This window comes from Halodesulfovibrio sp. (genome assembly GCF_015482765.1).
GTDB lineage: Bacteria > Desulfobacterota > Desulfovibrionia > Desulfovibrionales > Desulfovibrionaceae > Halodesulfovibrio.
Window position 1 is genome coordinate 117,766 of the sequence record NZ_JADMLB010000061.1, and the last position, 22,927, is coordinate 140,692.

General features: G+C 45.2%; 16 protein-coding genes and 1 tRNA gene. 9 read left to right on the top strand and 8 right to left on the bottom strand.

Features of this window, described 5'->3' with window-relative positions:
• Positions 1 to 14: 14 nt before the first annotated feature.
• Entirely contained in the window at positions 15 to 1,442 is a 1,428-nt protein-coding gene (locus QZY95_RS11110) for an aldehyde dehydrogenase family protein (protein ID WP_290923431.1), read from the top strand.
• 2 nt (positions 1,443 to 1,444) lie between these two features.
• Positions 1,445 to 2,260: an ethanolamine utilization protein EutJ gene (gene eutJ, locus QZY95_RS11115; protein WP_290923434.1), complete on the top strand. Its 816-nt coding sequence runs from the start codon at positions 1,445 to 1,447 to the stop codon at positions 2,258 to 2,260.
• Between the two features lie 564 nt (positions 2,261 to 2,824).
• Here eutJ and QZY95_RS11120 read toward each other — a convergent pair.
• From QZY95_RS11120 to QZY95_RS11130, 3 genes are all read right to left on the bottom strand, one after another.
• Positions 2,825 to 4,105, bottom strand: a complete 1,281-nt coding sequence (locus QZY95_RS11120; RefSeq protein WP_290923438.1) for a TRAP transporter large permease — start codon at positions 4,103 to 4,105, stop codon at positions 2,825 to 2,827.
• 2 nt (positions 4,106 to 4,107) lie between these two features.
• A complete protein-coding gene (locus tag QZY95_RS11125; RefSeq protein WP_290923441.1) occupies positions 4,108 to 4,650 on the bottom strand; it encodes a TRAP transporter small permease in 543 nt (180 codons plus the stop codon).
• Between the two features lie 66 nt (positions 4,651 to 4,716).
• The gene (locus tag QZY95_RS11130; RefSeq protein WP_290923443.1) at positions 4,717 to 5,715 is read right to left on the bottom strand and encodes a TRAP transporter substrate-binding protein; all 999 of its coding nucleotides are present in this window, start codon (positions 5,713 to 5,715) and stop codon (positions 4,717 to 4,719) included.
• A 1,040-nt stretch (positions 5,716 to 6,755) separates the two neighbouring features.
• Between QZY95_RS11130 and QZY95_RS11135 the strand changes: the two genes are divergently transcribed.
• The 3 genes from QZY95_RS11135 to QZY95_RS11145 all read left to right on the top strand — a co-directional run bounded on the left by QZY95_RS11135 (position 6,756) and on the right by QZY95_RS11145 (position 13,719).
• A complete protein-coding gene (locus tag QZY95_RS11135; RefSeq protein WP_290923446.1) occupies positions 6,756 to 10,442 on the top strand; it encodes a transporter substrate-binding domain-containing protein in 3,687 nt (1,228 codons plus the stop codon).
• Between the two features lie 14 nt (positions 10,443 to 10,456).
• Positions 10,457 to 12,241, top strand: a complete 1,785-nt coding sequence (locus tag QZY95_RS11140; RefSeq protein ID WP_290923448.1) for a sigma 54-interacting transcriptional regulator — start codon at positions 10,457 to 10,459, stop codon at positions 12,239 to 12,241.
• Positions 12,242 to 12,546: 305 nt separating this feature from the next.
• A complete protein-coding gene (locus QZY95_RS11145; protein ID WP_290923450.1) occupies positions 12,547 to 13,719 on the top strand; it encodes an iron-containing alcohol dehydrogenase in 1,173 nt (390 codons plus the stop codon).
• Between the two features lie 120 nt (positions 13,720 to 13,839).
• Here the strand turns inward: QZY95_RS11145 and QZY95_RS11150 are convergent, their stop codons facing one another.
• Positions 13,840 to 14,760 carry a cation transporter gene (locus tag QZY95_RS11150; RefSeq protein ID WP_290923452.1) on the bottom strand — a complete coding sequence of 307 codons (921 nt, stop codon included), beginning with the start codon at positions 14,758 to 14,760 and terminating at the stop codon, positions 13,840 to 13,842.
• A gap of 269 nt (positions 14,761 to 15,029) precedes the next feature.
• Positions 15,030 to 15,106, bottom strand: a tRNA-Arg gene (locus QZY95_RS11155).
• A gap of 296 nt (positions 15,107 to 15,402) precedes the next feature.
• Here QZY95_RS11155 and QZY95_RS11160 point away from each other — a divergent pair.
• The 4 genes from QZY95_RS11160 to QZY95_RS11175 all read left to right on the top strand — a co-directional run bounded on the left by QZY95_RS11160 (position 15,403) and on the right by QZY95_RS11175 (position 20,778).
• On the top strand, positions 15,403 to 16,668 hold the full coding sequence (locus QZY95_RS11160; protein ID WP_290923453.1) for a Mur ligase family protein: 1,266 nt from the start codon (positions 15,403 to 15,405) through the stop codon (positions 16,666 to 16,668).
• A 10-nt stretch (positions 16,669 to 16,678) separates the two neighbouring features.
• The gene (selA, locus tag QZY95_RS11165) at positions 16,679 to 18,085 is read left to right on the top strand and encodes an L-seryl-tRNA(Sec) selenium transferase (protein ID WP_290923455.1); all 1,407 of its coding nucleotides are present in this window, start codon (positions 16,679 to 16,681) and stop codon (positions 18,083 to 18,085) included.
• A 34-nt stretch (positions 18,086 to 18,119) separates the two neighbouring features.
• A complete protein-coding gene (locus QZY95_RS11170) occupies positions 18,120 to 19,508 on the top strand; it encodes an aminopeptidase (protein WP_290923457.1) in 1,389 nt (462 codons plus the stop codon).
• An 88-nt stretch (positions 19,509 to 19,596) separates the two neighbouring features.
• Positions 19,597 to 20,778, top strand: coding sequence for an iron-containing alcohol dehydrogenase (locus QZY95_RS11175; protein WP_290923459.1), 1,182 nt, complete (start codon positions 19,597 to 19,599; stop codon positions 20,776 to 20,778).
• Between the two features lie 118 nt (positions 20,779 to 20,896).
• Here the strand turns inward: QZY95_RS11175 and QZY95_RS11180 are convergent, their stop codons facing one another.
• The 3 genes from QZY95_RS11180 to QZY95_RS11190 all read right to left on the bottom strand — a co-directional run bounded on the left by QZY95_RS11180 (position 20,897) and on the right by QZY95_RS11190 (position 22,845).
• Positions 20,897 to 21,490, bottom strand: a complete 594-nt coding sequence (locus tag QZY95_RS11180) for a class I SAM-dependent methyltransferase (RefSeq protein WP_290923462.1) — start codon at positions 21,488 to 21,490, stop codon at positions 20,897 to 20,899.
• Positions 21,491 to 21,577: 87 nt separating this feature from the next.
• The gene (locus QZY95_RS11185; protein ID WP_290923464.1) at positions 21,578 to 22,312 is read right to left on the bottom strand and encodes an ABC transporter ATP-binding protein; all 735 of its coding nucleotides are present in this window, start codon (positions 22,310 to 22,312) and stop codon (positions 21,578 to 21,580) included.
• Positions 22,309 to 22,845, bottom strand: a complete 537-nt coding sequence (locus tag QZY95_RS11190; RefSeq protein WP_290923465.1) for a biotin transporter BioY — start codon at positions 22,843 to 22,845, stop codon at positions 22,309 to 22,311. The genes QZY95_RS11185 and QZY95_RS11190 overlap by 4 nt, the downstream gene beginning before the upstream one ends.
• Between the last annotated feature and the right edge of the window lie 82 nt (positions 22,846 to 22,927).

The window sequence follows — 22,927 nt, forward strand, 5'->3', positions numbered from 1 at the left end:
AGTTTGGAGATAACATGGCTATCGCACGTGAACAGATAGAGTCTATTGTTTCTGAAGTTCTTACTCAGCTTAATGGTGCAGCTCAGGCTCCTGCTGCTGCTCCAGCACCTACCGCAGGCGACTGGGGTATTTTCGACGAACTGGATGACGCTGTAGCTGCTGCAAAAGTAGCTCAGACTAAAATCGGTACTATTGCTATCCGCAATAAAATTATCGACATCATCCGTCGCGCTGCACGTAACAATGCACGTCGTCTTTCTGAAATGGCTGTTGAAGAAACCGGCATGGGTAACGTTGAAGACAAGATTGCGAAAACTCTTCTTGTTGCAGACCGCACTCCAGGTACTGAAGTAGTATCTGCTGAAGCAATTACTGGTGACAACGGTTTTACAATGATCGAAAAAGCTCCTTGGGGCGTAATCGCATCTGTAACTCCTTCCACCAACCCAGGCTCTACTGTTATCAACAACGGTATTAGCATGATCGCTGCTGGTAACTCTGTAGTATTCGCTCCGCACCCAGCTGCTAAGCGTATTACTCAGGAAGCAATCAAAATCATCAACAAAGCTGTTGTTGCTGAAACCGGCATTGCGAACCTCCTCGTTGCTGTTAAAGAACCTTCCATTGATGCAGCTAAGCGCCTCTTTACATACGAAGGTATCAACCTTCTCGTAGTAACCGGCGGTGAAGCTGTAGTTGAAGCTGCACGTAAAACTACCAACAAGCGCCTCATGGCTGCTGGTGCTGGTAACCCTCCTGTAGTTGTTGATGAAACTGCTGACATCGCTCGTGCAGCTGAATCCATCTACATTGGTGCATCTTTCGATAACAACCTCATCTGCGCTGACGAAAAAGAAATCATCGCAGTTGATTCTATTGCAGATCAGCTCAAAGCTGAGATGAAAAAAGTTGGTGCTTACGAGTTGACTCTCGAGCAGGCTAACACCATCGCTCAGACAGTAATTCTCGATTACGGCACTGACAAAGCACGTGCTAATCCAAAATGGGTTGGTCGCGACGCTAAAAAACTCGCTGCAATCGCAGGCGTAACTGTACCAGATACATGTAAGCTTCTCATCGTAGACGCTGGTCGTGATTCTGACTACGTTTTCGCTAAAGTAGAGCAGATGATGCCTCTCGTACCAGTTCTTCGTGCACATAACTTCGAAGAAGCTCTCGAATGGGCTCTCAAACTCGAGCGCGGTCTCAGCCACACTGCTGGTCTGCACTCCACTAACGTAAACAACATGGAAGCTATGGCTCGTGCTACTAACACAAGCCTCTTCGTTAAAAACGGTCCTCACGTTGCTGGCCTTGGTGCTGGCGGTGAAGGTTGGACTTCCATGACTATCTCCACCCCTACAGGTGAAGGCGTTACCAACGCGGCTACATTTACCCGTATCCGTCGTTGTGCTCTCGTTGATTGCTTTAGGATCGTTTAGTTATGGCCATTTCTTGGGAGTTAGCATGCGAGCGACTTGATCGCGCCGCAGCCATGATGAATGACACCGAGCCTGTTTCGGTTGAAGGCCCAATTCACATCGGCATTGACTTAGGTACAGCAGACGTTGTGCTTATGGCAGTTGATGGTGAAGGTGAGCCGGTTGCTGTCTTCCTGGAATGGACAGAAGTTGTGCGTGATGGTGTTGTAGTGGACTTTGTCGGTGCTTGCGACGTTGTGCGCAAATTCGTAGCCATGGCTGAAGAACGCCTCGGCATCGAAATCACCGAAGCCTCTACCTCTTTCCCTCCAGGTACTGATGCGCGTCTTTCCACTAATATTTTGGAAACCGCAGGTCTGGACGTAACCTATGTTGAAGACGAACCAAGCTGTGTAGCATCTCTTCTTGAGTTGGATAAAGCAGCAGTTGTCGATATCGGTGGTGGTACAACTGGTACCGCAATCGTTAAAGATGGCGAGATCGTTTTCAGTGATGATGAGCCGACTGGTGGTAAACATATTACGCTTACCATTGCCGGCCACTATGATGTTGATCTGGAAAAAGCTGAAGAGTACAAGCGTAAGGCAGAGGAATACAGAATTCTTCCGATCGCTAAGCCCACTCTTGAGCGTGTCAGCGATATTGTAGCTTCTCACATGAAAGGCTATGAAGTTGAATCAATCCTTCTTTCCGGTGGTACTTGCTGCTTACCGGGGATTGAAACAATCTTCGAGAAAGAGCTTAAGCTTCCCGTACATCTTCCAAGCCAGCCGCTGATGCTAACACCGCTTTCTATTGCGTCGTTAGCTTTGCGTTAGGCTGAAGCGATACGAAATAATTAACCGGCTGTCCGAAAGGGCAGCCGGTTTTTTTATTGTTTAGTAAAAGTGTTGTGTTGCCTCCGGCGGGCAAGGCGGGCTCTGTCCACTTGCATCCCCCGCAAGGAGACGCTGTCTCCTTGACCTCTAGTAAGTGTTTAGTGGTGTCCGGTAGATAGGGAACGAGTACACATGTGGAAGTCTTTCAACCTTTGCGGTTCTGGTAAGGATTTTTATCAAGATAGAGTTTTATTGTTGTATAGCACGGAGTAATGTTCTTTTTCTCTTATTGGTAATAAGGGAAGAATGTTAGAGAGGTAGTGAGTATGAATATTTGAGTTGGCGGATAAGACGCTGGATCTTAGTGAGTGTTAAGTAGGGCAGACAAACTTTTTGTAACAAAAGGGAGAAGGGTAATGTTCTCTTTCCGGAGATGCATGGGAGAGAGTCTGCCTTGCCAGCTGGAAGCAGGACGAGTTTTTAAAAGGGGAATAAAAAAACGGAGAATCCTTTCGGATTCTCCGCAATTTTTCGAGTAAGGCTTCAAGCAAGAGCTTGATGGTATTACATGAGCATTGACGGGAGGAAGAGAACGAGCTGCGGGAACATCACGAGCAAGAAGATAACGCCGATTGTGATGCAGCAGAACGGAATCGCTTTGGCAGAGATCTCTTCAAGAGATACGTCTGCGATACCCGAGGCAATGAACATGTTTTCTCCAAGTGGTGGAGTAGAGAAGCCTACACCACAGCAACATACAAGCACGATACCGAAGTGGATTGGATCCACGCCGAACGCTTTCATAACTGGAAGCAGTACCGGTGTAACGAGAAGAATGATTGCTAATGTTTCCATGAACATGCCAAGGAACAGGAGAATAACTACAACAAAGATCCAGATAACCATTGGGTTGGAAGTAAATGCGAGAAGCATTTCTACAATCTGGTCAGGAATTCGGTACTGTACGAGTAAGCGACCGAATGCGTATGCTGTAAACATAATAATCAGTACGCGACCAGTGAGCCATGAGGTTGTCTCAAGAGACTTCATCAACGCTTTGATGGTAAGTTCTTTGTAAATGAAGAAACCAACGAACAGTGTGTAGAAGATAGCTACGATAGCTGCTTCTGTTGGTGTAAAGAAGCCTGAGTAGATACCACCCAAGATAACGATAGGTGCCATCATTGCCCAGAAACCGTCTTTCATGGATTTGAAGAGGGTCGCTGCAGACCATTCAGCCATATCCGGTGAAACTTCCATTTTACGACACTTGAACAAGTGCATCGCGATAAGACCAACAGCGATTAAGAGACCTGGAATAACACCACCGAGGAACATTTTGGTGATAGATTCCTGTGCCGCTACGCCGTAGATAACCATAGGAATAGACGGTGGAATAATAATACCTACACCACCTGCAGTAGCTGTAGCTGCCGCAGCGTAGCCAGGCTCGTAGTCACGTTTGATCATGGCGGGAATCATCAGCATACCAACCGCAGCAGTAGTAGCCGGGCCGGAACCAGAAATAGCGCCGAAGAATACACAAGCAAGAGCGGTAGAAATTGCAAGGCCGCCACGAACTGGACCTACGAGGTTCTCAGCAATGAGAACTAATCGTTTAGAAACACCAGCACATTCCATCAAGGCACCGGCGAGAACAAACGCTGGCAACGCCATGATCGGGAAGCTGTTAACTGAGGTGAATGCGATCTGGATGAGCGTACTCAAATCCTGACCTACTACCATGAATGAGAACATGGCAGACACACCAAGTGCTACTGTAATCGGTGCCCCTAAGAGCATGAGCACCAAAAATGTTAGAAATAAAACTTCTGCAACACCCATGACTAGTCCTCCTCACCCTTGAGAGCATTTTTACTCTTTTCAATATCAGCTTTGTCAGGGTCTTCAATTTCTTGCTTCAGAATCCATTTGATGTAGTTGACCTGCAGAATTCGCAGAGTCATGAGTGAGAAGCTTAATGGGAAGATCATGTACACCCAGCTGAGCTGCCAATCGAGCGCAGGGGTTGAGTACGGAAATTCGATCAGGTCCTGAATGGTCTGAATGCCTTTCCAAGTCATCACGCTGTTAAATACGATCCAGACAACATCCATGAGAAGCATGGAAACATCAGCTACAATCGGTGGAAAGAGCTTAAACTGGAGCGTTACACGGTTGTGAGCAGCGAGTCGTGCCGCGTAGGAAGCACCGAAGAATACGAACCAAACAAAGGAGAAGCGGGCTACTTCCTCACTCCAGTACAATGGTGTCCCAATTTCGCGCAGAATAATCTGCAAGAAAAGAATAACAACAAAGAATGCAAGGAGTGCTTGGCAGATATAACTCTCAACATGGTCGAGAATATTAAAAAGGATTTTTTTGAACATCAGGTGTCCCCTAGTTTAAATGAAATGAGCCGGTGGTGATCCACCGGCTCTCTAGTATCTGCTAGACTATTTTTTACCGATGTAACCGAGGTAACGATCGAGCACTTCCTGACCGCCAACAAAGTCAGTCATTTTTGGCCATACGTTGTCGATTGCGAGTTTTTTCCACTCAGCTTCGTCTTCGAGAGTATCGATCTGGATACCGGAAGCGATGAGCTCTGCTTTAGCGCGGCCAGCGTCTACGAGCTGGAATGCAAGGCAGTATTCCTGAGCTTCACGGCCAGCTTCAACAACGAGTTCCTGCATTTCAGGAGAGAGCTTTTTGTAAAGACGCTCAGAGATCATCATTGGCTGGAGCTGGTAAGTGTAATGAACTTCGGTGATGTACTTCTGTACTTCGTTGAATTTAGCAGCCTGGAAAGTGATGTAACCGTAGCACTGACCATCTACTACGCCCTGCTGAAGAGCGGTGAAGGTTTCTGCCCAAGAGATAGGCACTGGGTTTGCACCCCAAGAACGGTAAGTTTCAAGAATAACTGCAGACTGAGGAACACGGAATTTCATGTCTTTTACGTCAGCAAGTTTTTTGATTGGGCGCTTGGAGTTAGAAAGGTAACGGTAGTCAGTGTAGGTCCAACCAAGAACACGGAAGCCGCCTTCTTTTACTGCAAACTCGTTAAGCATATGGTGAGCAGGGCCGGTTGCGCCACGTACTACGTCGTACATGTTCTCAAAAAGGTAAGGGAGAGTAAGGATACCAAGCTTTTTAACAAAAGGAACGGTGTTTGCGATACCTACTACTGCCATGTCGAGGTTACCGCGGCGAACGTTCTGAATCATTTCGGTTTCATCACCGAGCTGACCACTTGGGAAGATCTGTACTTCAACTTTACCGTCTGTACGACCTTCTACAATTTCCTTAAAGCGGGTAGCGATAGCACCCATTTCGGAATCAATAGGGTCACCCATACCGATGCGAAGAACAGTTGGGTCCTGTGCAAATGATGCAGATGAAACTGCCATCATCGCTACCAGTGCAACCAGCACTAATGCTTTCCTAAACATACTTCCTCCTGAATGTATTCCATAATAGATACGCCTCTAACTAGAGCGTGTAACTGCCGTCATGGAATAAGGTTGTTATTCACCCCCCTTCAACTGGCCGAAAGTTGTTAGGGGTAGTATTTCTTATGCTGAAGAAATTTTTGTCCGGAGGGAAACGACATGTCTTTAACTGGTGGGACAGGTCATGTCGTTTCCCGAGGGCATAAACCATATGGCTAGTATAGAGCAAAGAAGAGACCAAAAATTGCACTTGTAAGAATATTTGCAGGTATCGTTCAGTAATAGTTAACAAAATAGGATTTCCCATGTGAAAAGTGGGGCGCTAACGGGACAAAAAAAAGGGACATCAATGTCCCTTTTTTTTACTCCTAAATGTAATTGCTTGTAATTATAGTATTTTTAGTTGGGGCGAAAAAGTCCCAATAGGGTAGATTGTGAAAAAATGCGCGAAAGAGGGCTTGGAGAGAGGGACAAAAAAGTCCCAAATCTCAGACGGCTATTTGGTGGTTTGTGAAATAATGCAAAAATGCAACATTTTTTCCGGATTTTGACACCCGCATTCTCTGTGTTAGGGTGAATTTCCGTTTCTCTCGAGACAGGGATGTCCCACTTTTATTGTGTGGGACCTGTAAGGTAAAGTTGAGCTGAAATAGCAGGACAATGGTGTCTCGTTCTTAGACACAAAATTGCATGGTTAGGCTGCTTATTTCGTTCGATTTGATCGAAAGTATGCAAATTTGGTGTGATAAACACATTGGCACGTTATAATTTGTATGCATATGTCCGCTTGTGCTGTTGATAACAAGCTCTTGAGAACGGATGTTGCATAAGTAATAGCATGTAATTCACCCCTTCGAGGTGTGTTTAGACCGTTACGATGACGATGGAGCGCGTTAGCATCGGTTATCGTTCTTCCCTTATATAATGATAGAAGGGGAGAGAGTAGGAAAGTGTACGCAATTTGTTGGCTACAGGTGCGTATGTTTTGTAATTATTAGGTTAGCTATGCCTGTTTAGTCATAGTTGCAGGAGTAGGTTGAATGCGCCTGAAAATGTTAACTCTTCTTGTGTGCGGTATGTTGCTCATTGGTATGGGCGCTATCTATAAGACCGTGCTTTCCTCATTAGATTCTCGCGAAAATACTGTTGAACGACTGATTGAAAACAAAGAGTTTGTGTGGGCGAATTTTTCACCTGAAGAACGAGAGTGGCTGTCTAAGCATAGTACTGTACGTGTCGGAATTGATAATAACTTCTTTCCGATTGAGGCCAGAACTGAAGATGGTCAACATGTTGGTATGACAAGTGATTACCTGCGTATTTTGGAAAAGCTTACCGGCTTGAAATTTGAAATTTCTGAAGTGGGGCAGTGGACACAGGTCATGCAGAATATGCGTGACGGAAAACTCGATATGATAGCCGCTTTGATGCGAACACCTAGTCGAGATGATTTTCTCAATTTTAGTGCTCCGTTTATTAAAATGCCAGGGATTATCGTTGTTCGTAAGGGTGATTGGAAGGATCTTACTCTTGATGATTTAAGTGGCAAGCGGGTAGCAGTTGTACGCCGTTACGCGTGGCATGATTACCTTGAGGACTATTATAAGGATATTAATATTGATGTGGTGAGCAATAGTGAAGAGGGCTTGCAACGCGTTGCATTTGGGCTTTCAGATGCCCTAGTGGACTACCAGTTCAGTATTACCCATCAGATTAAAAAAAGTGGCGTTCTAGATTTGCAGGTAGGTGGGGTTGTGGGACTTACCGCAAGCCTCTCTATTGGTATCAGTAAAGATCTTCCAATCCTTCAAAGTATACTGAACAAGGCGTTGCACAGTATTACCTCAGAAGAGCACAGTGCTATTGTGGGCAAATGGGTACGCATGGAAGAAGTTGATCCAGTATCAACGCGTGCTATTGTCCTTATTCTTATGTGCTTTACATTCCTTATCGGTGCCACATGCATTATTGTTTTGTGGAACCTTTCTTTGAAAAAACTTGTGGATAAAAAAACGAGCGAACTGAATGCAGAATTGATTAAACGGGATTCAGTAGAAGCTGCGCTGAGGAATAGTGAAGTACGATATCGCAGGATTTTTGAAAACATTCAGGACGTGTATTTTCAGGCATTGCCAGATGGACGTATCAGGGAGGTAAGTCCTTCTATTCAGCAGGTTTTCGGATGGACTCCTGAAGAGGCGCAACGAGCTTCCATTTATGATTTTATGGAACCTGATGTTGTTCTAAGCTTGAAAAAAGAGCTACGCAAACGCGGTAAGTTGGAAGACTTTGCTTTTGTGTTCGGAACTGGTGAATATGCAATGCATTGCTCTGTAACAGGGAAAATGCTGTTTGATACAGAGGGTAATCCGGCAGAATTTGTAGGTTCTGTGCGTAACGTAACGACTCGCGTTGAGTATGAAAAGATGCTTAGTAAAGCGAACCTTGAACTTGAATCTCGAGTTGAAGAACGCACGCGTGATTTACGAGAAATGAACAAGGAATTACAACGCTCTAAAGAAGCAGCTGATGCCGCAACTCAGGCAAAGAGTCAATTTCTTGCCAGTATCAGTCATGAAATCAGAACGCCGTTGCATGGTATTATTTCCTTTGCAGAACAGGTCCGCATGCTGGAAGCATCCCCTCCTGTGCGTAAGTATTTGCGCAGTATTCTTGATTCTTCATTTACCCTGCTTGATATCATTAATGAATTGCTGGACTTCTCAAAAATTGAAGCAGGTCATGTGGCGGTTGAGAATATGCCGTTCCATTTAGACAGCACTGTTCAGCGTGTTTGTAACCTCATTTTGGGTAGAGCCGCTGCAAAAGATCTTGAATTCATTGTAGACTTACCATCAAGTGTCCCAACTCGATTATGTGGTGATTCTGGTAAATTGCAGCAAATAATGCTGAACCTTACCAGTAATGCTCTTAAGTTTACTCCTCCCGGTGGAAGCATTTCGCTTTCGTTTCGTTTTCATCAAATCACAGATAAAACAATTCTGTTGCAGTGTTTTGTGCAGGACTCCGGTATCGGTGTTCCCTCAAGCTCAATGGAGCAATTGTTTATTCCTTTCCAGCAATTAAGTGCTCCAGAACTGCGAAGCTATGGTGGTACAGGTCTTGGTTTGAGTATCTGTAAACAGCTTGTTGAGCATATGGGTGGTGAAATTTGGGCAGAGTCCGAACAGGGCGTAGGTAGCTTGTTTGCCTTCTCAGTCCCATTTGAGCTTGAAGAATCTTGCTGTGATGTATGGGAACTCCCAAAGGAACTTGCAAATATTTCTGCACTTATTGTTACCAAGTCAGAGCAATCTGGTAGCGTAATCCGCTCGCATTTCAATGCGATCGATATGATGTCTTCCGTTGCTTATGGGGTGGACGATGCTGTGTTGAAGCTTGAATCCGGCGTTGTGAAGCCTGATGTCATTTGTGTCGGGCACAATATACCGCTTGCGGAACGCCCGGAGCGCCTGTTTGAGTTTATGTCGGAAGGTGAACCGATACCTGTACTGCTTATGGCGGCAAAGCATGGCAAATTGGTGCTTTCCAGCTCTAAGTTGCCGGAACACGTTCATCTCGTGACTGATATTCTCACAATGCGTATGTTGCTGAGTTCACTATGCTCCATGCTTGGTGCGGAAGATGCTGTATTGGCTGACGCTGAGATGAACCAGTTAGGTATTGCTGATGAAGATCGTTTCAAGGGAAAACGTATTCTGATTGCCGAGGACACGCAGACCAACCGGGAAATTGTAACAATGTTACTTGAACCGACAGGTGGCCTACTAACCTTTGTTACCAACGGACGTGAGGCAGTAGAGGCCGTTCGCAAGATTAACTATGACGTTATCTTGATGGATATTCAGATGCCGGAAATGGACGGCTATGAAGCTGCGACATTAATTACGCAAGAACAGGGGGCCGCTGCTCCTCCAATGATTGCGCTTACTGCTCATGCAATAAAAGGCAGCAGGCAACAGGCTCAAGAAGCGGGGATGGAATATTATCTTTCAAAACCGTTTGGAAAAGAATCGTTATATTCAACAATTGCCAATGCGTTGAATGCCGAGGGGGAAGTGGAAGTGGTTGTTCATGATTACTCGGAAGAGAATTTGCCACTGGCAGTGCCATATGGGATTTGTTCAGAGGTTGTGAAACGTCTTGGCGTTTCTCAGGAATCTTTTGATAAGCTGTTAAAGCTTTTTGCTCAGGAACATACTGAGACTGTAGATAATCTGCGCAAAGCTCGAGTGAACCATGAGTATGAGCGTGTACGTAAAATTGCTCACACCATTTCCGGTGCAGCTTCTAATATAGGTGCTGCACAAAGCGGTGCGATCGCCAAACAAATAGAAATGCGAGCAGAAAAGGTTGTAAATGGTGAAAGTACCCCACTTGGTGTGGATGACCTTATTTTGTCCCTTGAAAGAGAGTTGACACCGTTGCTTGATGAGATTGCGGTGAAAAACACAGTTGTTGAAGAAGCTGAATATGTTGATGTGACTCCTCTTGATGCTTCTCAGTTTGCTATTGCAAATGATCTGGCGGTTGCTTTAGAGACGGCTGATCCCATCAAAATTGAAGAGTTGTTGCCACAGGCCGCTGCCTTTTTGGCGCAGGCGGATTCTGCTGCTCTAGAGTCATTTGTTTTCCAATATGACTATGAAAAAGCCCGAGAGCATCTCCTTGGATGTAGGCAGGTGGCTTCATTTAAGGCCGCATAAGCAGGGGATATGTTGTGAGAAAAAAACCGTTAATTCTACTGGTTGATGATAACCCGGTAAACTTACGCATTCTTGTTGAAAACCTTCAAGAACAATACGCACTTGTTGTTGCCAAGACTGGTGAGAAAGCATTGGAACATGCCATTGTGCAGCGTCCAGATCTGATTCTTTTAGACATAGTGTTGCCGGATATGGATGGCTTTGCTGTTTGTGAAGAGCTTCAGCAGCGGGATGCGACCAACGATATTCCGATAATTTTTATTTCGAGCATGCAAGACCCTGAGTACAAAACGCGGGCCTTTAGCGCTGGCGGGGTGGACTATGTAACGAAGCCATTTCATCAGGCCGAAGTTGTTGCAAGGGTCAATACACACCTTCTTCTGAAAGGAATGCGTGAGCGCCTTGAGGAAAAGAATGTTCTCGTAAAGCAGGAACTCAGTGAAAATAGACGACAGTTGAATACGCTGATGGATAACTTACCGGGAATTGCCTATCGGAGTGATGTGGATGCTCAGCGCACTATGCAGTTTATGAGTGTTGGTACATATGAGCTTACAGGTTTTCCTCATACTCATTTCACGGAAGGTGGAATGGAGCCGTTTCTCTCTGTTGTTGTTGAAGAAGACAGGGCTGAGTTGACTGAGCGTTTACAGGCAGCTTTAGCGGCGCATTTACGTTTTGAACATGTCTATCGTATTCAGGCAGAATCCGGCGATGCCCGCTGGGTTCGAGAGCAGGCGGTTGGGCTTTACGATGATGACGGTGAGCCTTTTGCTATTGAGGGCTTTATCTCTGACGTGACCGAAAGCAAGATGCAAGAACTTGGCATCTGTGAAGAGAACCGTTTGTTGAAAAGTAAGATGAAAGCGCATTACTTTGGCAATATCGTTGGTGATTCTGAGCCGATGCAGAATATTTATGAAATGATTCTAAAGGCAGGCGCAACAGACGATAATGTTATCGTGTACGGAGAATCCGGTACTGGTAAAGAATTGGTATCTCGTGCCGTGCATGACAACAGTTCGCGATTTGAGCGTAACTATGTTCCAGTGAACTGTGGCGCGATACCGGAGCAACTTTTTGAAAGCGAATTTTTTGGTCACAAAAAGGGCGCATTTACTGGCGCTGTTGCAAACCGTAAGGGGTATCTCGAACAGGCGGACAATGGAACGCTTTTTCTTGATGAACTTGGTGAAATAAGCCTTATTGGGCAGATTAAGTTACTTCGAGCAATTGAAGGCGGCGGTTTTACTCCGGTAGGTGGTACTGAACTTGTTCACGCCCGTCCTCGTATTGTTGCTGCAACGAACAGAGACTTGATGGAACTTGTTCAGCAGGGACAAATGCGTAGTGACTTTTATTATCGTATTCATGTTGTGCCTATATACATTCCTCCTCTTCGTGAGCGTAAGGATGACATTCCGTTGCTTATCGATCACTTCTTGAGAGTGCTTCCGGAACTTGATAATCGTCCGCCGATTACAACTGAAGTGTTGAATGCTTTTATGGCGTATAATTGGCCTGGGAACATCAGGGAGATGCAGAATGCCCTGCATCAATATCTTAACCTTGGAACACTTACGTTGGGAGGAGAGCGGATTATTACAGGTAGTGACCGCTCTGGCATGCAGGTTCTTCAGGAACCGCTTGATACTGCGATGTCCCGTTTTGAGCGCCAATACATTCTAGATATTTTAAAAGCAAATGACTGGCATCGATCCCACACTGCTAGAACGTTACAAGTTGATCGACGGACTCTTTTCCGTAAGATTAAGCAGTACGATATTGAGCAAGGTTAGTTGAAGCTATAAAAATTAAACCTCCCGATTTTTATTAAGAATCGGGAGGTTTTCTATGAAAAAAGTCTTATAGGCAGCTTTGTTTGCCAGTCTTTTTTACTAGAGTAATTTGATCATATTTTTCCTCATTTTGTTGATGCGGATTGCAGCCTGACTTTTGTAGATATTAAATGCAGTGAGAAGGAAAAGTGAGTGCGGGGCATGTATCGCGGCATTATCCCGTCATTCCCTTTTGAAACTAAATCATCCTATCCTTCAACTCAAAGAAATACGAATTTATAGTGAGACCATATTAGGAGTTTCATATGAACAATTTTACGTTTTATAACCCGACCCGTGTTGTTTTTGGTAAAGATCAGCTGAAGGAATTACACAATCTCGTTCCAGCAGATGCAAATATACTTATTATATACGGTGGTGGCAGTGCGGTTCGTTCCGGTCTTATAGATGCGGTAAAAGAAGAGCTTTCAAAAGGTAACAGAAAAATCAGTACGTTTGGTGGAATTGAGCCAAATCCAAGATTTTTAACGCTGATGAAGGCTATAGAACAGGCTCGCAAAGACGGTGTAGACTATCTTTTGGCGGTCGGCGGCGGCTCTGTAATGGACGGAACCAAGTTTATTGCTTTAGCAGCCGCGGGTGAAGACTTTGTAGGAAAAGAAGAAGAGATTCTTTCCTTTGGTTTTGGTGGAGTTCCCGCAAATAAAGCTCTTCCGCTAGGAACAGTATGTACCTTGCCGGCTACCGGTTCAGAAATGAACAACGGTGGGGTAATTTCCAACGGACACGATAAGCTTTTCTTCCATAGTCCAATCACGTTCCCGCAGTTTTCTATTATTGACCCTAGCTACACAATGACCCTGCCGGAGCGGCAGGTGGCAAACGGTATTGTTGATACCTTCGTACATGTAGCTGAGCAGTATGTGACATATCCTGCTGAAGGTCGTTTTCAAGACCGTACAGCAGAAGGTATTTTGCAGACCTTGATTGAAATTGGAGAAACTACGCTGAATGATCCGCAGGACTATGATGCTCGCGCAAACCTTGTTTGGTGTGCAACCATGGCGTTAAATGGTCTTATTGGTTCAGGTGTTCCACAGGACTGGAGTGCACACATGTTGGGACATGAAATTACAGCACTATATGAGATTGATCATGGACGCACTCTTGCGATGACCCTTCCAGCAATTTGGAAAGTACGCAAAGAACAGAAAAAAGCTAAGTTGTTGCAGTATGCAGAACGCGTTTGGGGATTAACCGAAGGTTCGGAAGAGGCGCGAATCGAAGAAGCCATTGATCGTACAGAAGCCTTCTTTGGCTCTTTAGGTGTGCCAACTCGTTTCAGCCGCTATGACCTAGGCGAGGAAGTGGTAGAAAAGGTTATTGCAAATCTCGAAAAGCATAAGATGACTGCATTGTCAGAGCATGGCGATATGACACTGGATGTTTCCCGCAAAGTGTTGAGAGCTGCTTTGTAGTACGTTTTGAGTAGCAGCTCCTCGTTAAGAGGTTCCTTATAAAAAAAGAAAAGGACTTACGAGAAATCGTAAGTCCTTTTTTCGTATTAACAGGGAATTAGCGGTTTGAAAAAGTTAAGATTATTCTGTGACTTTTTTATTGGAGAAAATTACATCCACAAAGCTGAATGCAGTTTCTTTTTTTACGGTTTGTTCAATGGTTTCTTGAATAAGCTCCATCTCTGCTACTGGGAGACTTGGTTTAAGAGGAGCAACTAGGAACATAAAGTAATAGGTACGTCCTAACTTGTTAATCCAGATGTGTTCCAGTTTGTATCCCTCTGGGAAAATATTTTTTGTAAGGTTGAACATTGTATCCCTGAGACTTTGGTGCGTGTCTCGTATGGTGAGTTCAAAGAATGAATTGCGCACAATCTGGATAGGGTCACCAATTAATAGTCCACATAGTATGAGAACAACAATTGAGTCAGTGATAGGAAGAATTGGTTTAACAAAGGTATTTTCTAATAAGGCGACAAGAAGGAAAACAATGCCAATGGCTCCAGAAATAACACCATTTTGAAATACAGCAATTTGTTCAGTTCGAAGCATGACGCTTTGTCCGTCTGTCTTTTTTACCTGAGCGGCGAGGTAAAGGTATACGACAGAGCAGATTGCGACCATAGAAATTGAATAGATTAAAATAGAGCTTCCGTTTACAGGAACAGCGTCACCTGTGGTGAAAAAAGTATGAATTTTCGTTATGTTGGAGACAGCTGCCAGTAGAATTACACCAAGCATCATAATGCCTTTCATCAGGGTGTAGAGTGTTTCATACATGGCAAAGCCGATAGGCTGTATTTTAGAAGGCTTTAGAGAAACAAACTTTGAAATTTTAATTCCTACGATCATGGATAAGGCAGAAATAAAGTTGAAAGTACCGTCGATGAGCACAGCCTCTGAATTAGAATAAAGTGAGTTGGTAATCCCGACGATAGCCATTAGTAAGTAAGCGAAGAAAATAACTTTCATCGTTTTAATTTCGATTTTACCCATATCCATAAAAGCTCCTGTGTGGTGTGCGTGTGATGAGAATATTTTTATGTAAAGCACATAGCAAATAGTACGCAACTCTTAATCAAGGTAAAAGTGGATATTTAGAACTGATAAGTGGAAAAGTATGGCTATTCGAAGATGAGGGGATGGGATGAGCGGAGCCTGATAGCTCGGAATCATAACGCAGTGCCTTGGTTGTGAGGCTGCAAAAGCTTTGTGGTTAACGACGACATAAAAAAAGGGATTAGCATTTCTGCTAATCCCTTGATATTCAATGGCGCGCCAGGAAAGATTCGAACTCTCGGCCGACGGCTTAGAAGGCCGTTGCTCTATCCAACTGAGCTACTGGCGCGCGTTGAGGGCTGTTGTTTATCTGAAGCTGATAGGTTGGTCAAGCCTTCAAGTGTAATTTGTTGCATTTTTAAATAAAAAACTTTTAAACATTACTTTTTTGTACTGGATGAAATCCTAGACGGAAAAGGATTGCTAGTGGATGATAATTGCAGTGTAAATTTGCTTTGCAGAGTATGGAAAGTTGCTGCAAAATACCCGATGTATTTATTATGCCATCAACAGGTTGTTCATGTGAACGGAAGAGGATGCTGTAAAAGCATTGACCTGTAAGCAATCATATTCTAGGGCGACTGCATGAGCGAAACAGAACGAAATTTTTTTGCAACGTATGAAGATTTTGAAGCGCATCTTTTAAAGCTTGGCCTGTTCCATATGGACCTGGCACACAGCCGCATTGATGCTGTTTTAGAAGAGGCTGAACTTAAACGACCTGAGTACCCCGTTGTTCAGGTTGTCGGGACAAATGGAAAAGGCAGTACAAGTTCTTTTCTTTCTGCTTTTGGACAGGCAACCGGCTTAACTGTCGGGCTGTACACATCTCCGCATTTTGTTACTCCTCGTGAGCGCATCCTTATTAATGGTGAGATGCTGGATGAGGAAGAGTGGTGTGATGTGGCAAATGATGTAATGGAATGCGGTGGACAAGATCTCACGTATTTTGAATTACTAACTGTCATGGCAGTATTTCTGTTTGCCGATTATGAAGTTGACCTCGCTATATTTGAAGCCGGGCTAGGTGGAACGCATGATGCGACAACAGCAATTGGGCGTGACCTTGTTGTTTATACCCCGATAGGACTCGACCATGTTGATGTCTTGGGTGCATCAATCGAAGAGATTGCACGGGATAAAGCAGGAGCAATGCGAAAAGGCATGCCTGCTGTCACTCATGTTCAGACTCCGGAAGTTATGGCAGTCTTAAAAGAGGAAGCACAAAAAGCAGGTGCACCTCTTATTCAAGCAGAAGGTACAGTCACGTTGCCCCAGACAGAGCGTTTCGGTCTTGTTGGGGCGCATCAAAAAGATAACGCAATGCTTGCCCTTGCTGCATTTAGACAGCTCGTGGGTATTTACGGCTGGGAACCGGCTGATATTATGGACTGGGATGACGTAAAAGAGATCGGTGTTGCAGATGCATGGATAGCAGGGCGTTTCCAGCATGTTTCGGCAACCGAAGAACTTCCTGATCTGTATCTTGACGGTGCTCATAACGAACCTGCGTTTGATGTGCTGACTGCTGCCTTGCATGATACCGGACTGAAGCCTGCTGTTATCATTTTTGGCTGCATGGAAAATAAGGATATTAAAACCCTTGTTCCCAAAGTGCAGGCGTTAACTGACGGAACGATTTTGCTTCCTCAGTTTATAGACATGGACAGAGCAGAACCGGCGGCACGGCTTGCAACACATTTTGATGAACAGGCAAAAGTGTGCGATTCTTTACAGGATGCACTTAAGCAGAGCAAAGAGATTGCGGGTGACAAACCTGTGTTGCTTTGTGGATCATTATACCTGCTTGCTGAGTTTTTTGCATTGTACCCAGAATTTTTACAGCGTTAAGGAGCTTTGCGTGTCTATTCTTTTCCGCGCGTTACCATCTGTTGATAAAGTCCTCGATGCTCTGACTGCTTCGAGCGAGTTTTCTCATATTCCTCGCTCGATAGTTCGCGAGCACGTAAACGGCTTTTTAGATGTTTGTCGCGAAGAGATTCGTGCCGGGGTAGTGACCGAACCTGAGCAGCTGGGGCTTGAAGTGCTCATCCCCCGTATGCAAGCGTATGTTCGTGCGCAAGCTCGTCCGCATTTTCGTCGGGTGTTGAATGGTACAGGGGTTGTTGTTCATACTAACCTTGGGCGGTCTCTTCTGGCTGATTCGGCAGTTGAAGCGGTAAAAGAAGCATGCGCGCATTATTCCAATCTGGAATTTGATCTTGCAACTGGTGAACGCGGCAGCCGTTACAGCCATGTTGAAGAATTGTTATGTCAGGTATGCGGTGCAGAAGCCGGTTTGGTTGTGAATAACAATGCAGCGGCAGTCATGATTGTTCTGGATACATTATGTAAGGATAAAGAAGTGCCTGTTTCCCGAGGTCAACTTGTGGAAATTGGCGGCAGCTTCCGTATTCCTGAAGTCATGGAAAAAAGTGGAGCAACACTGCGTGAAGTCGGAGCAACTAACCGGACCCATGTAAAAGACTATGAACAGGTGATTACGGAAGAAACAGGCGCGTTACTGCGTGTGCATACTTCCAACTATCGCATTGTAGGCTTCCATAAAGAAGTCTCGCTGGAAGATATGGTCGCGCTGGGCAAAAAGTATGATCTGCCTGTAATTGAAGATCTTGGAAGCGGAAGTTTTACTGATTTTTCAGCACTGCGTATTGGAGAAGAGCCAACTGTGCAGCAGGTAGTCGGCGCTGGTGCTGATGTTGTTACATTCTCAGGCGATAAAGTGCTTGGCGGACCTCAGGCGGGGATTATTGTCGGTAAGAAGAAATACATCGATATGATTAAACGTAATCCTATGAATAGAGCGTTGCGTATTGATAAGATGACCCTTGCGGCGTTGGAAGCTACGTTGCGCCTTTACCGTGAACCTGAGTTAGCCCGTGAGCAGATTCCAACTCTTTCAATGATGTTTGCAGAATTGCCCAAGCTGAAACAGCGTGCACGTCGGTTAGCAAATCGTATTAAAAAAACGTTTGGCGATCAGGTTGCAGTGTCTGTGGTGGACGGCAACTCTCGTGTAGGTGGTGGCTCTTTCCCTGAGAGGGATTTGCCGACAGCACTTGTTGCTATTGTACCGACTGTAGTATCTGAAACAGTGTTGAAAAAAGCATTACTTGATACGACACCGCCGCTTGTAGGGCGTATTGAACAGCAAGCTTTCTGTCTTGATCCGCGTACGTTGACAGATAAAGAATTTTCACTGGTTATCGAAGCATTACAGCAGGCATTGCAGGCTGTTTCTCAATAAATGAAGCACCGTTTTGTGTGCATTGGAGATATGTATGAGCTCTAGCAAATTAACTTCTGAGCCAAAAAACTGCTGGGACGTATACACCAGCGATAGTGATCTTGCAGCAATGGACTCCCTTGCTGCCCGGTACGTAGATTTTCTTTCTACTTGTAAAACAGAGCGCGAAACTATTGCTTACGCAGTGAAGCGTCTGGAAGAAGCAGGTTTTTCAACAGATATTTCTTCTGGCAAGTATTACACAATTCTTCAGGGAAAAACCTTGTTTGTTGCCCGTAAGGGAGCAAAGTCTCTGGCGGAAGGTGTACACCTTGTTGGTGCACATGCTGATACTCCACGCATCGATTTTAAACAGCACCCGCTCTATGAAACTTGTGGTGTAGCTCAGGCAAAAACTCACTACTACGGTGGTATCCGTAAGTATCAGTGGCTTTCCCGTCCGCTCGCATTACATGGTGTTGTTGTAAAAGAAAATGGTGAAAAAGTTATTGTAAACATTGGTGAAGATGCATCAGATCCAGTATTTACTATTGCCGATTTACTCCCACACCTTGCACAGGATCAGTCCAAGAAAGTGCTTGCGGATGCTTTTGAAGCTGAAAAACTCAACATTATTCTTGCTCACCGCCCTGTAGAAGTAGAAGACGAAGAGAGCAAGGACGCGCCTAAAGACAAAATTAAACAGCGTGTACTTGATATTCTCCATAAAAAATACGGAATTACCGAAGAAGATTTATACTCATCAGAGTTACAAGCTGTTCCGGCAGGCCCTGCGCGAATGGTCGGTTTGGATGAAGCTATCATTGGCGGCTACGGTCAGGATGACCGCATCTGCTGCTTTACAGCACTTGAAGCGTTGCTTGAAACAGAAGCTTCTGACCACACTCAGGTTATTGTGTTGTGGGACAAAGAAGAAATCGGCTCAGAAGGCTCTACGGGTGCAAAGTCTCGTTTCTTTGAATACTGCATTGAAGATATTATCGAAGCATGGGACCCAGAAGTACGCTTCCGTCAGGTAATGCTTGCAACTCGTGCTCTTTCTTCCGATGTACATGGTGCTCTTGATCCAGATTATCAGGAAGTACATGAAAAATTGAACTCTGCGACTCTCGGTTACGGACCTTGTTTCTGCAAATTTACAGGGCACCGCGGTAAATACGAAGCAAATGATGCGCATCCGGAATACCTTGGATGGCTTCGCGGCGTCATGAATACTGCGGGTGTACCGTGGCAGATGGCAGAGCTTGGTAAGGTTGACCACGGCGGCGGTGGAACTGTTGCCATGTACCTTGCCATGTACGGCATGAACATTGTCGACTTCGGGCCGGGGCTGCTGGCAATGCACAGCCCGTTCGAATTGGCAAGTAAGGCTGATTTATACGCGACTGTGAAGGCATTTTCTGCTTTCCTTGAAGCTAAATAATATCACTAAGCGGTGGGACATGGTTCCATCGCTTTTGCTTTTTCTGACGAATGGTTCACACATGGCGTAAGCTGCAAGGAGTAAGATTATGATTGATTTTATGTTTCACATGCCGACAAAACTGATTTTCGGCAGCGGTAAATTAAAAGAGTTGGCAAACCCCGAAAACGTTCCGGGGAAGAAAGCATTCATTGTAATCAGCTCCGGCGGTTCGATGATCCGGCACAGTTATCTGAACTTTGTACAGAACATGCTGAATCACAATGGTGTGGAAAGTGTCGTTTACAACAAGATTCAAGAGAATCCGATCTTGGATCATGTTACAGAAGGTGCTGCTTTTGCCCGTCAGCATGGTTGTGACTTTGTTATCGGTCTTGGTGGTGGCAGTTCTATTGATTCTGCTAAGTCCATTGCACTGATGGCGAACAACGAAGGCAACTATTGGGATTATATGCAGGCAGGCACCGGTGGAAAGAAAACTCCGGCTAATCCGGCGCTTCCTATCGTGGCGATTCCTACCACTGCAGGAACAGGCACTGAAGCTGATCCGTGGACGGTGATTACCAATAGTGAAACCAATGAAAAAATAGGCTGGGGGAACGATTCAACGTATCCAACACTGTCTATTATCGACCCATGGTTTACGATGACTGTCCCACCTAAGGTGACTGCTTTTACCGGTATGGATGCTTTTTTCCATTCTGTAGAGACCTATTTGTCTGCCCAGCGTCAACCGACGAGTGATTTGCTGTCACAACAGGCTGTTCAGCTCATCAATACTTTCCTGCCGGAAATCGTGGCTGAAGGACAGAATATTGAAGCTCGCACAATGGTTTCATGGGCATCAACGGCTGCCGGTGTTTGTCAGTCTCTTTCTTCTTGCATGTCACTGCACTCAATGGAACATGCGTTGTCTGCGTTTTATCCTCAGATCCCACATGGTGCCGGACTTATTATGCTTTCCAAGGCGTACTTCAAACACCTTACTCCACATATGCCTGAACGCATGATTGATCTTGCGTACTTCATGGATGTTGATGTGGATGCACTTCCGGAAGATAAACGTCCGTATGCTTTTGTTGATGCGCTAGGTACACTGATTTCTAAGATCGGTATGGGTGACCTTACTCTGGAATCCTATGGCGTGAAGAAAGAAGATTGCGCAAAAATGGCGAAGAACGCGATGGAAACTATGGGAGTACTGTTCGCGTGTACTCCTGTGGAAATGGAAGAAGGCGAAGTTGTCGCGATCTTCGAAGAATCTTTTTAGGCTATCGAAGTGTGCAGGGGCATTCCCCTTATCAATCTTTTAGAAAAATCGTTTTAGAAAAAGCCTGCCGTACGTTGTGTCCGGCAGGCTTTTTTATGATCCTTGATATTCTCCAGCACTATGTAAGTCTGAAACAGGCTAAATAGCTATGCTGGAAAAGATGTTCAGATTCCTTTCTGAATCCACATGGAGCGGCGAGTGCTTCAACATCATTAGCAGAGAGTCGCGAATGTAGAGGAGGGCCAAAATTTGATGCCTCTTTTTTGCATTCAAGCACGGCTAGTACACCATTTGGGCGTAGTATTCTTTTGAATTCAGAGAACATAGCGTGAGCATGATCTCGCACAGCTTTGATATGCAGCACTGTACTCAGCAAGACAATATCCACGTCTTGAGACGGTATCGGTAATGGCTGTGTAAGATCACATACCAAACCTGAGATTTTTGCCATGCCATCTTCTTGCTCTTGTGTAAGAAGTGTTTCTACAGAAAGTTTTACTGAATCAAGCGCGATAACTCGTCCGTTTTTACCAAGCAGCTGTGCAGCGTATCTTGAATAATCTCCCGCACCGCATCCGGCGTCCAGAAACGTTGCTCCTTCATGCATGGGAAGATGTCTAAAGATTGCGTCCGGCGACTGAAGTCGGAAGCTTGTGGGACCATAGCCCGTTCCGGAAGTCTTTTTAGGTTGAGGTTGATTGCAGAAGCTCATGTTTGTCCCCTACAGCGTGCTGGTTTGGAACGTAATGTTTAAGTGTGCATATCTGTTGTTATTGTGCTGTGTTGTGAACGAAGATGCTTATCCCCAAGGAGAAATAGTATGTTCTTGAAGCCATGAGTAGGGCGGGCGTATCCCGTATTCCAGAAGGGAACCAAGCATACCTTGCGGATCACCGCTCCCTTTTAATTTTCCATGGTGTAGAACAATCATAGAGTCTGCAAGATCAATCACAGGCTCAAGGTCATGTACAGAAACAATCTGGGTAAGCCCGTGCTCTTTATTTGCCTTCATGATTGATCGCATTTCAACCATTGCCGGATAATCCAGCCCAGAGAACGGCTCATCAAGCAGGAGTAATGAGGGCGTAGAGAGCAAGGATACAGCGAGGCACAGCTTACGCTTTTGCCCGTAGGAAAGAGCGTGAACCGGTGAGTTCCAGTGTTCAAGCAGTGAGAAACGTTTTGCCATGGCTCGGCACGTTTCTTCAGCCTCTGGATCGTTGGCAGGGAAGGCGAGCATCATGTCTTCAGCAACAGTAGCACCGATAATTTGTAAATCTGCATCTTGAAGCACAAGAGCGCTTTGAGCTCGAAGCTGTTGTTCATTCCCCTTAGCATTAACAGCATCTACTTTAAGCGCCCCTGAAGAAGGGGTTTGCAACCCTGCTAATAGTGAGAAGAGTGTTGATTTGCCGCTGCCGTTTGTTCCGCACAGGCAAACAAGCTCGCCTTTTGGTATGACAAACGAAAGAGCATCCAGCGCGGGAGACGCGTTTCCACGATAGGAAAAAGAAAGGTTTTCTGCTTTGATCATTCTGGAAGCAGCCTCTGTTTTCGGAGAAAACGAAATGCAGTTGCGGCGGCTGCTACTTTAATGAGATCCCCCCAGATAAATGGGGCGATTCCGATTGCAGCAGCTTTTTCGAATGAGATATCGAGAACAAATTTTAAGCGCAGGAAGCCGATAAGATAGACAAAAACAAGTCCGAGAAGTCCCCATACAAGTGGCATGATGTTGTTTTTGCTATGCTTTCCCAGTCCTGCGATGTAGGCTGTGCCCACAAAGCCGAGTAAGTATCCTCCCGTAGGACCAAAAAGTATTGCAAAACCTGCTTTGCCGCCTGCAAAAATAGGGAGCCCGATGGCACCTGCTAGGATATACAGGAGCATAGCAACAGCCCCGCTTGTTGACCCCAGAATGTAGCCTGCAAGAACAATAAAGAATGTTTGCAGTGTTACGGGAACAGGGCCGATGGGGATTTGTATGAGAGCACCTACTGCGATAAGTGCTGCGAGCAGTGCGGTCCAGACTTGTCTGTGGAGTCCTGTAAGTGGTGAAGGTTGCATATATATCCTTACTCGTAGTTGCATGAAAGAGGCATAAAACATGTCCTGCATGTTCTTGCTGTAGGCGTTATACCTGATAACG

What these genes read in the sequence shown, in the direction of transcription:
- QZY95_RS11110 (WP_290923431.1), top strand. Translation starts at nt 15, where the DNA reads ATGGCTATCGCACGTGAACAGATAGAGTCTATTGTTTCTGAAGTTCTT.
- eutJ (WP_290923434.1), top strand. Translation starts at nt 1,445, where the DNA reads ATGGCCATTTCTTGGGAGTTAGCATGCGAGCGACTTGATCGCGCCGCA.
- QZY95_RS11120 (WP_290923438.1), bottom strand. Translation starts at nt 4,105, where the DNA reads ATGGGTGTTGCAGAAGTTTTATTTCTAACATTTTTGGTGCTCATGCTC.
- QZY95_RS11125 (WP_290923441.1), bottom strand. Translation starts at nt 4,650, where the DNA reads ATGTTCAAAAAAATCCTTTTTAATATTCTCGACCATGTTGAGAGTTAT.
- QZY95_RS11130 (WP_290923443.1), bottom strand. Translation starts at nt 5,715, where the DNA reads ATGTTTAGGAAAGCATTAGTGCTGGTTGCACTGGTAGCGATGATGGCA.
- QZY95_RS11135 (WP_290923446.1), top strand. Translation starts at nt 6,756, where the DNA reads ATGCGCCTGAAAATGTTAACTCTTCTTGTGTGCGGTATGTTGCTCATT.
- QZY95_RS11145 (WP_290923450.1), top strand. Translation starts at nt 12,547, where the DNA reads ATGAACAATTTTACGTTTTATAACCCGACCCGTGTTGTTTTTGGTAAA.
- QZY95_RS11150 (WP_290923452.1), bottom strand. Translation starts at nt 14,760, where the DNA reads ATGGATATGGGTAAAATCGAAATTAAAACGATGAAAGTTATTTTCTTC.
- QZY95_RS11160 (WP_290923453.1), top strand. Translation starts at nt 15,403, where the DNA reads ATGAGCGAAACAGAACGAAATTTTTTTGCAACGTATGAAGATTTTGAA.
- QZY95_RS11170 (WP_290923457.1), top strand. Translation starts at nt 18,120, where the DNA reads ATGAGCTCTAGCAAATTAACTTCTGAGCCAAAAAACTGCTGGGACGTA.
- QZY95_RS11175 (WP_290923459.1), top strand. Translation starts at nt 19,597, where the DNA reads ATGATTGATTTTATGTTTCACATGCCGACAAAACTGATTTTCGGCAGC.
- QZY95_RS11180 (WP_290923462.1), bottom strand. Translation starts at nt 21,490, where the DNA reads ATGAGCTTCTGCAATCAACCTCAACCTAAAAAGACTTCCGGAACGGGC.
- QZY95_RS11185 (WP_290923464.1), bottom strand. Translation starts at nt 22,312, where the DNA reads ATGATCAAAGCAGAAAACCTTTCTTTTTCCTATCGTGGAAACGCGTCT.
- QZY95_RS11190 (WP_290923465.1), bottom strand. Translation starts at nt 22,845, where the DNA reads ATGCAACCTTCACCACTTACAGGACTCCACAGACAAGTCTGGACCGCA.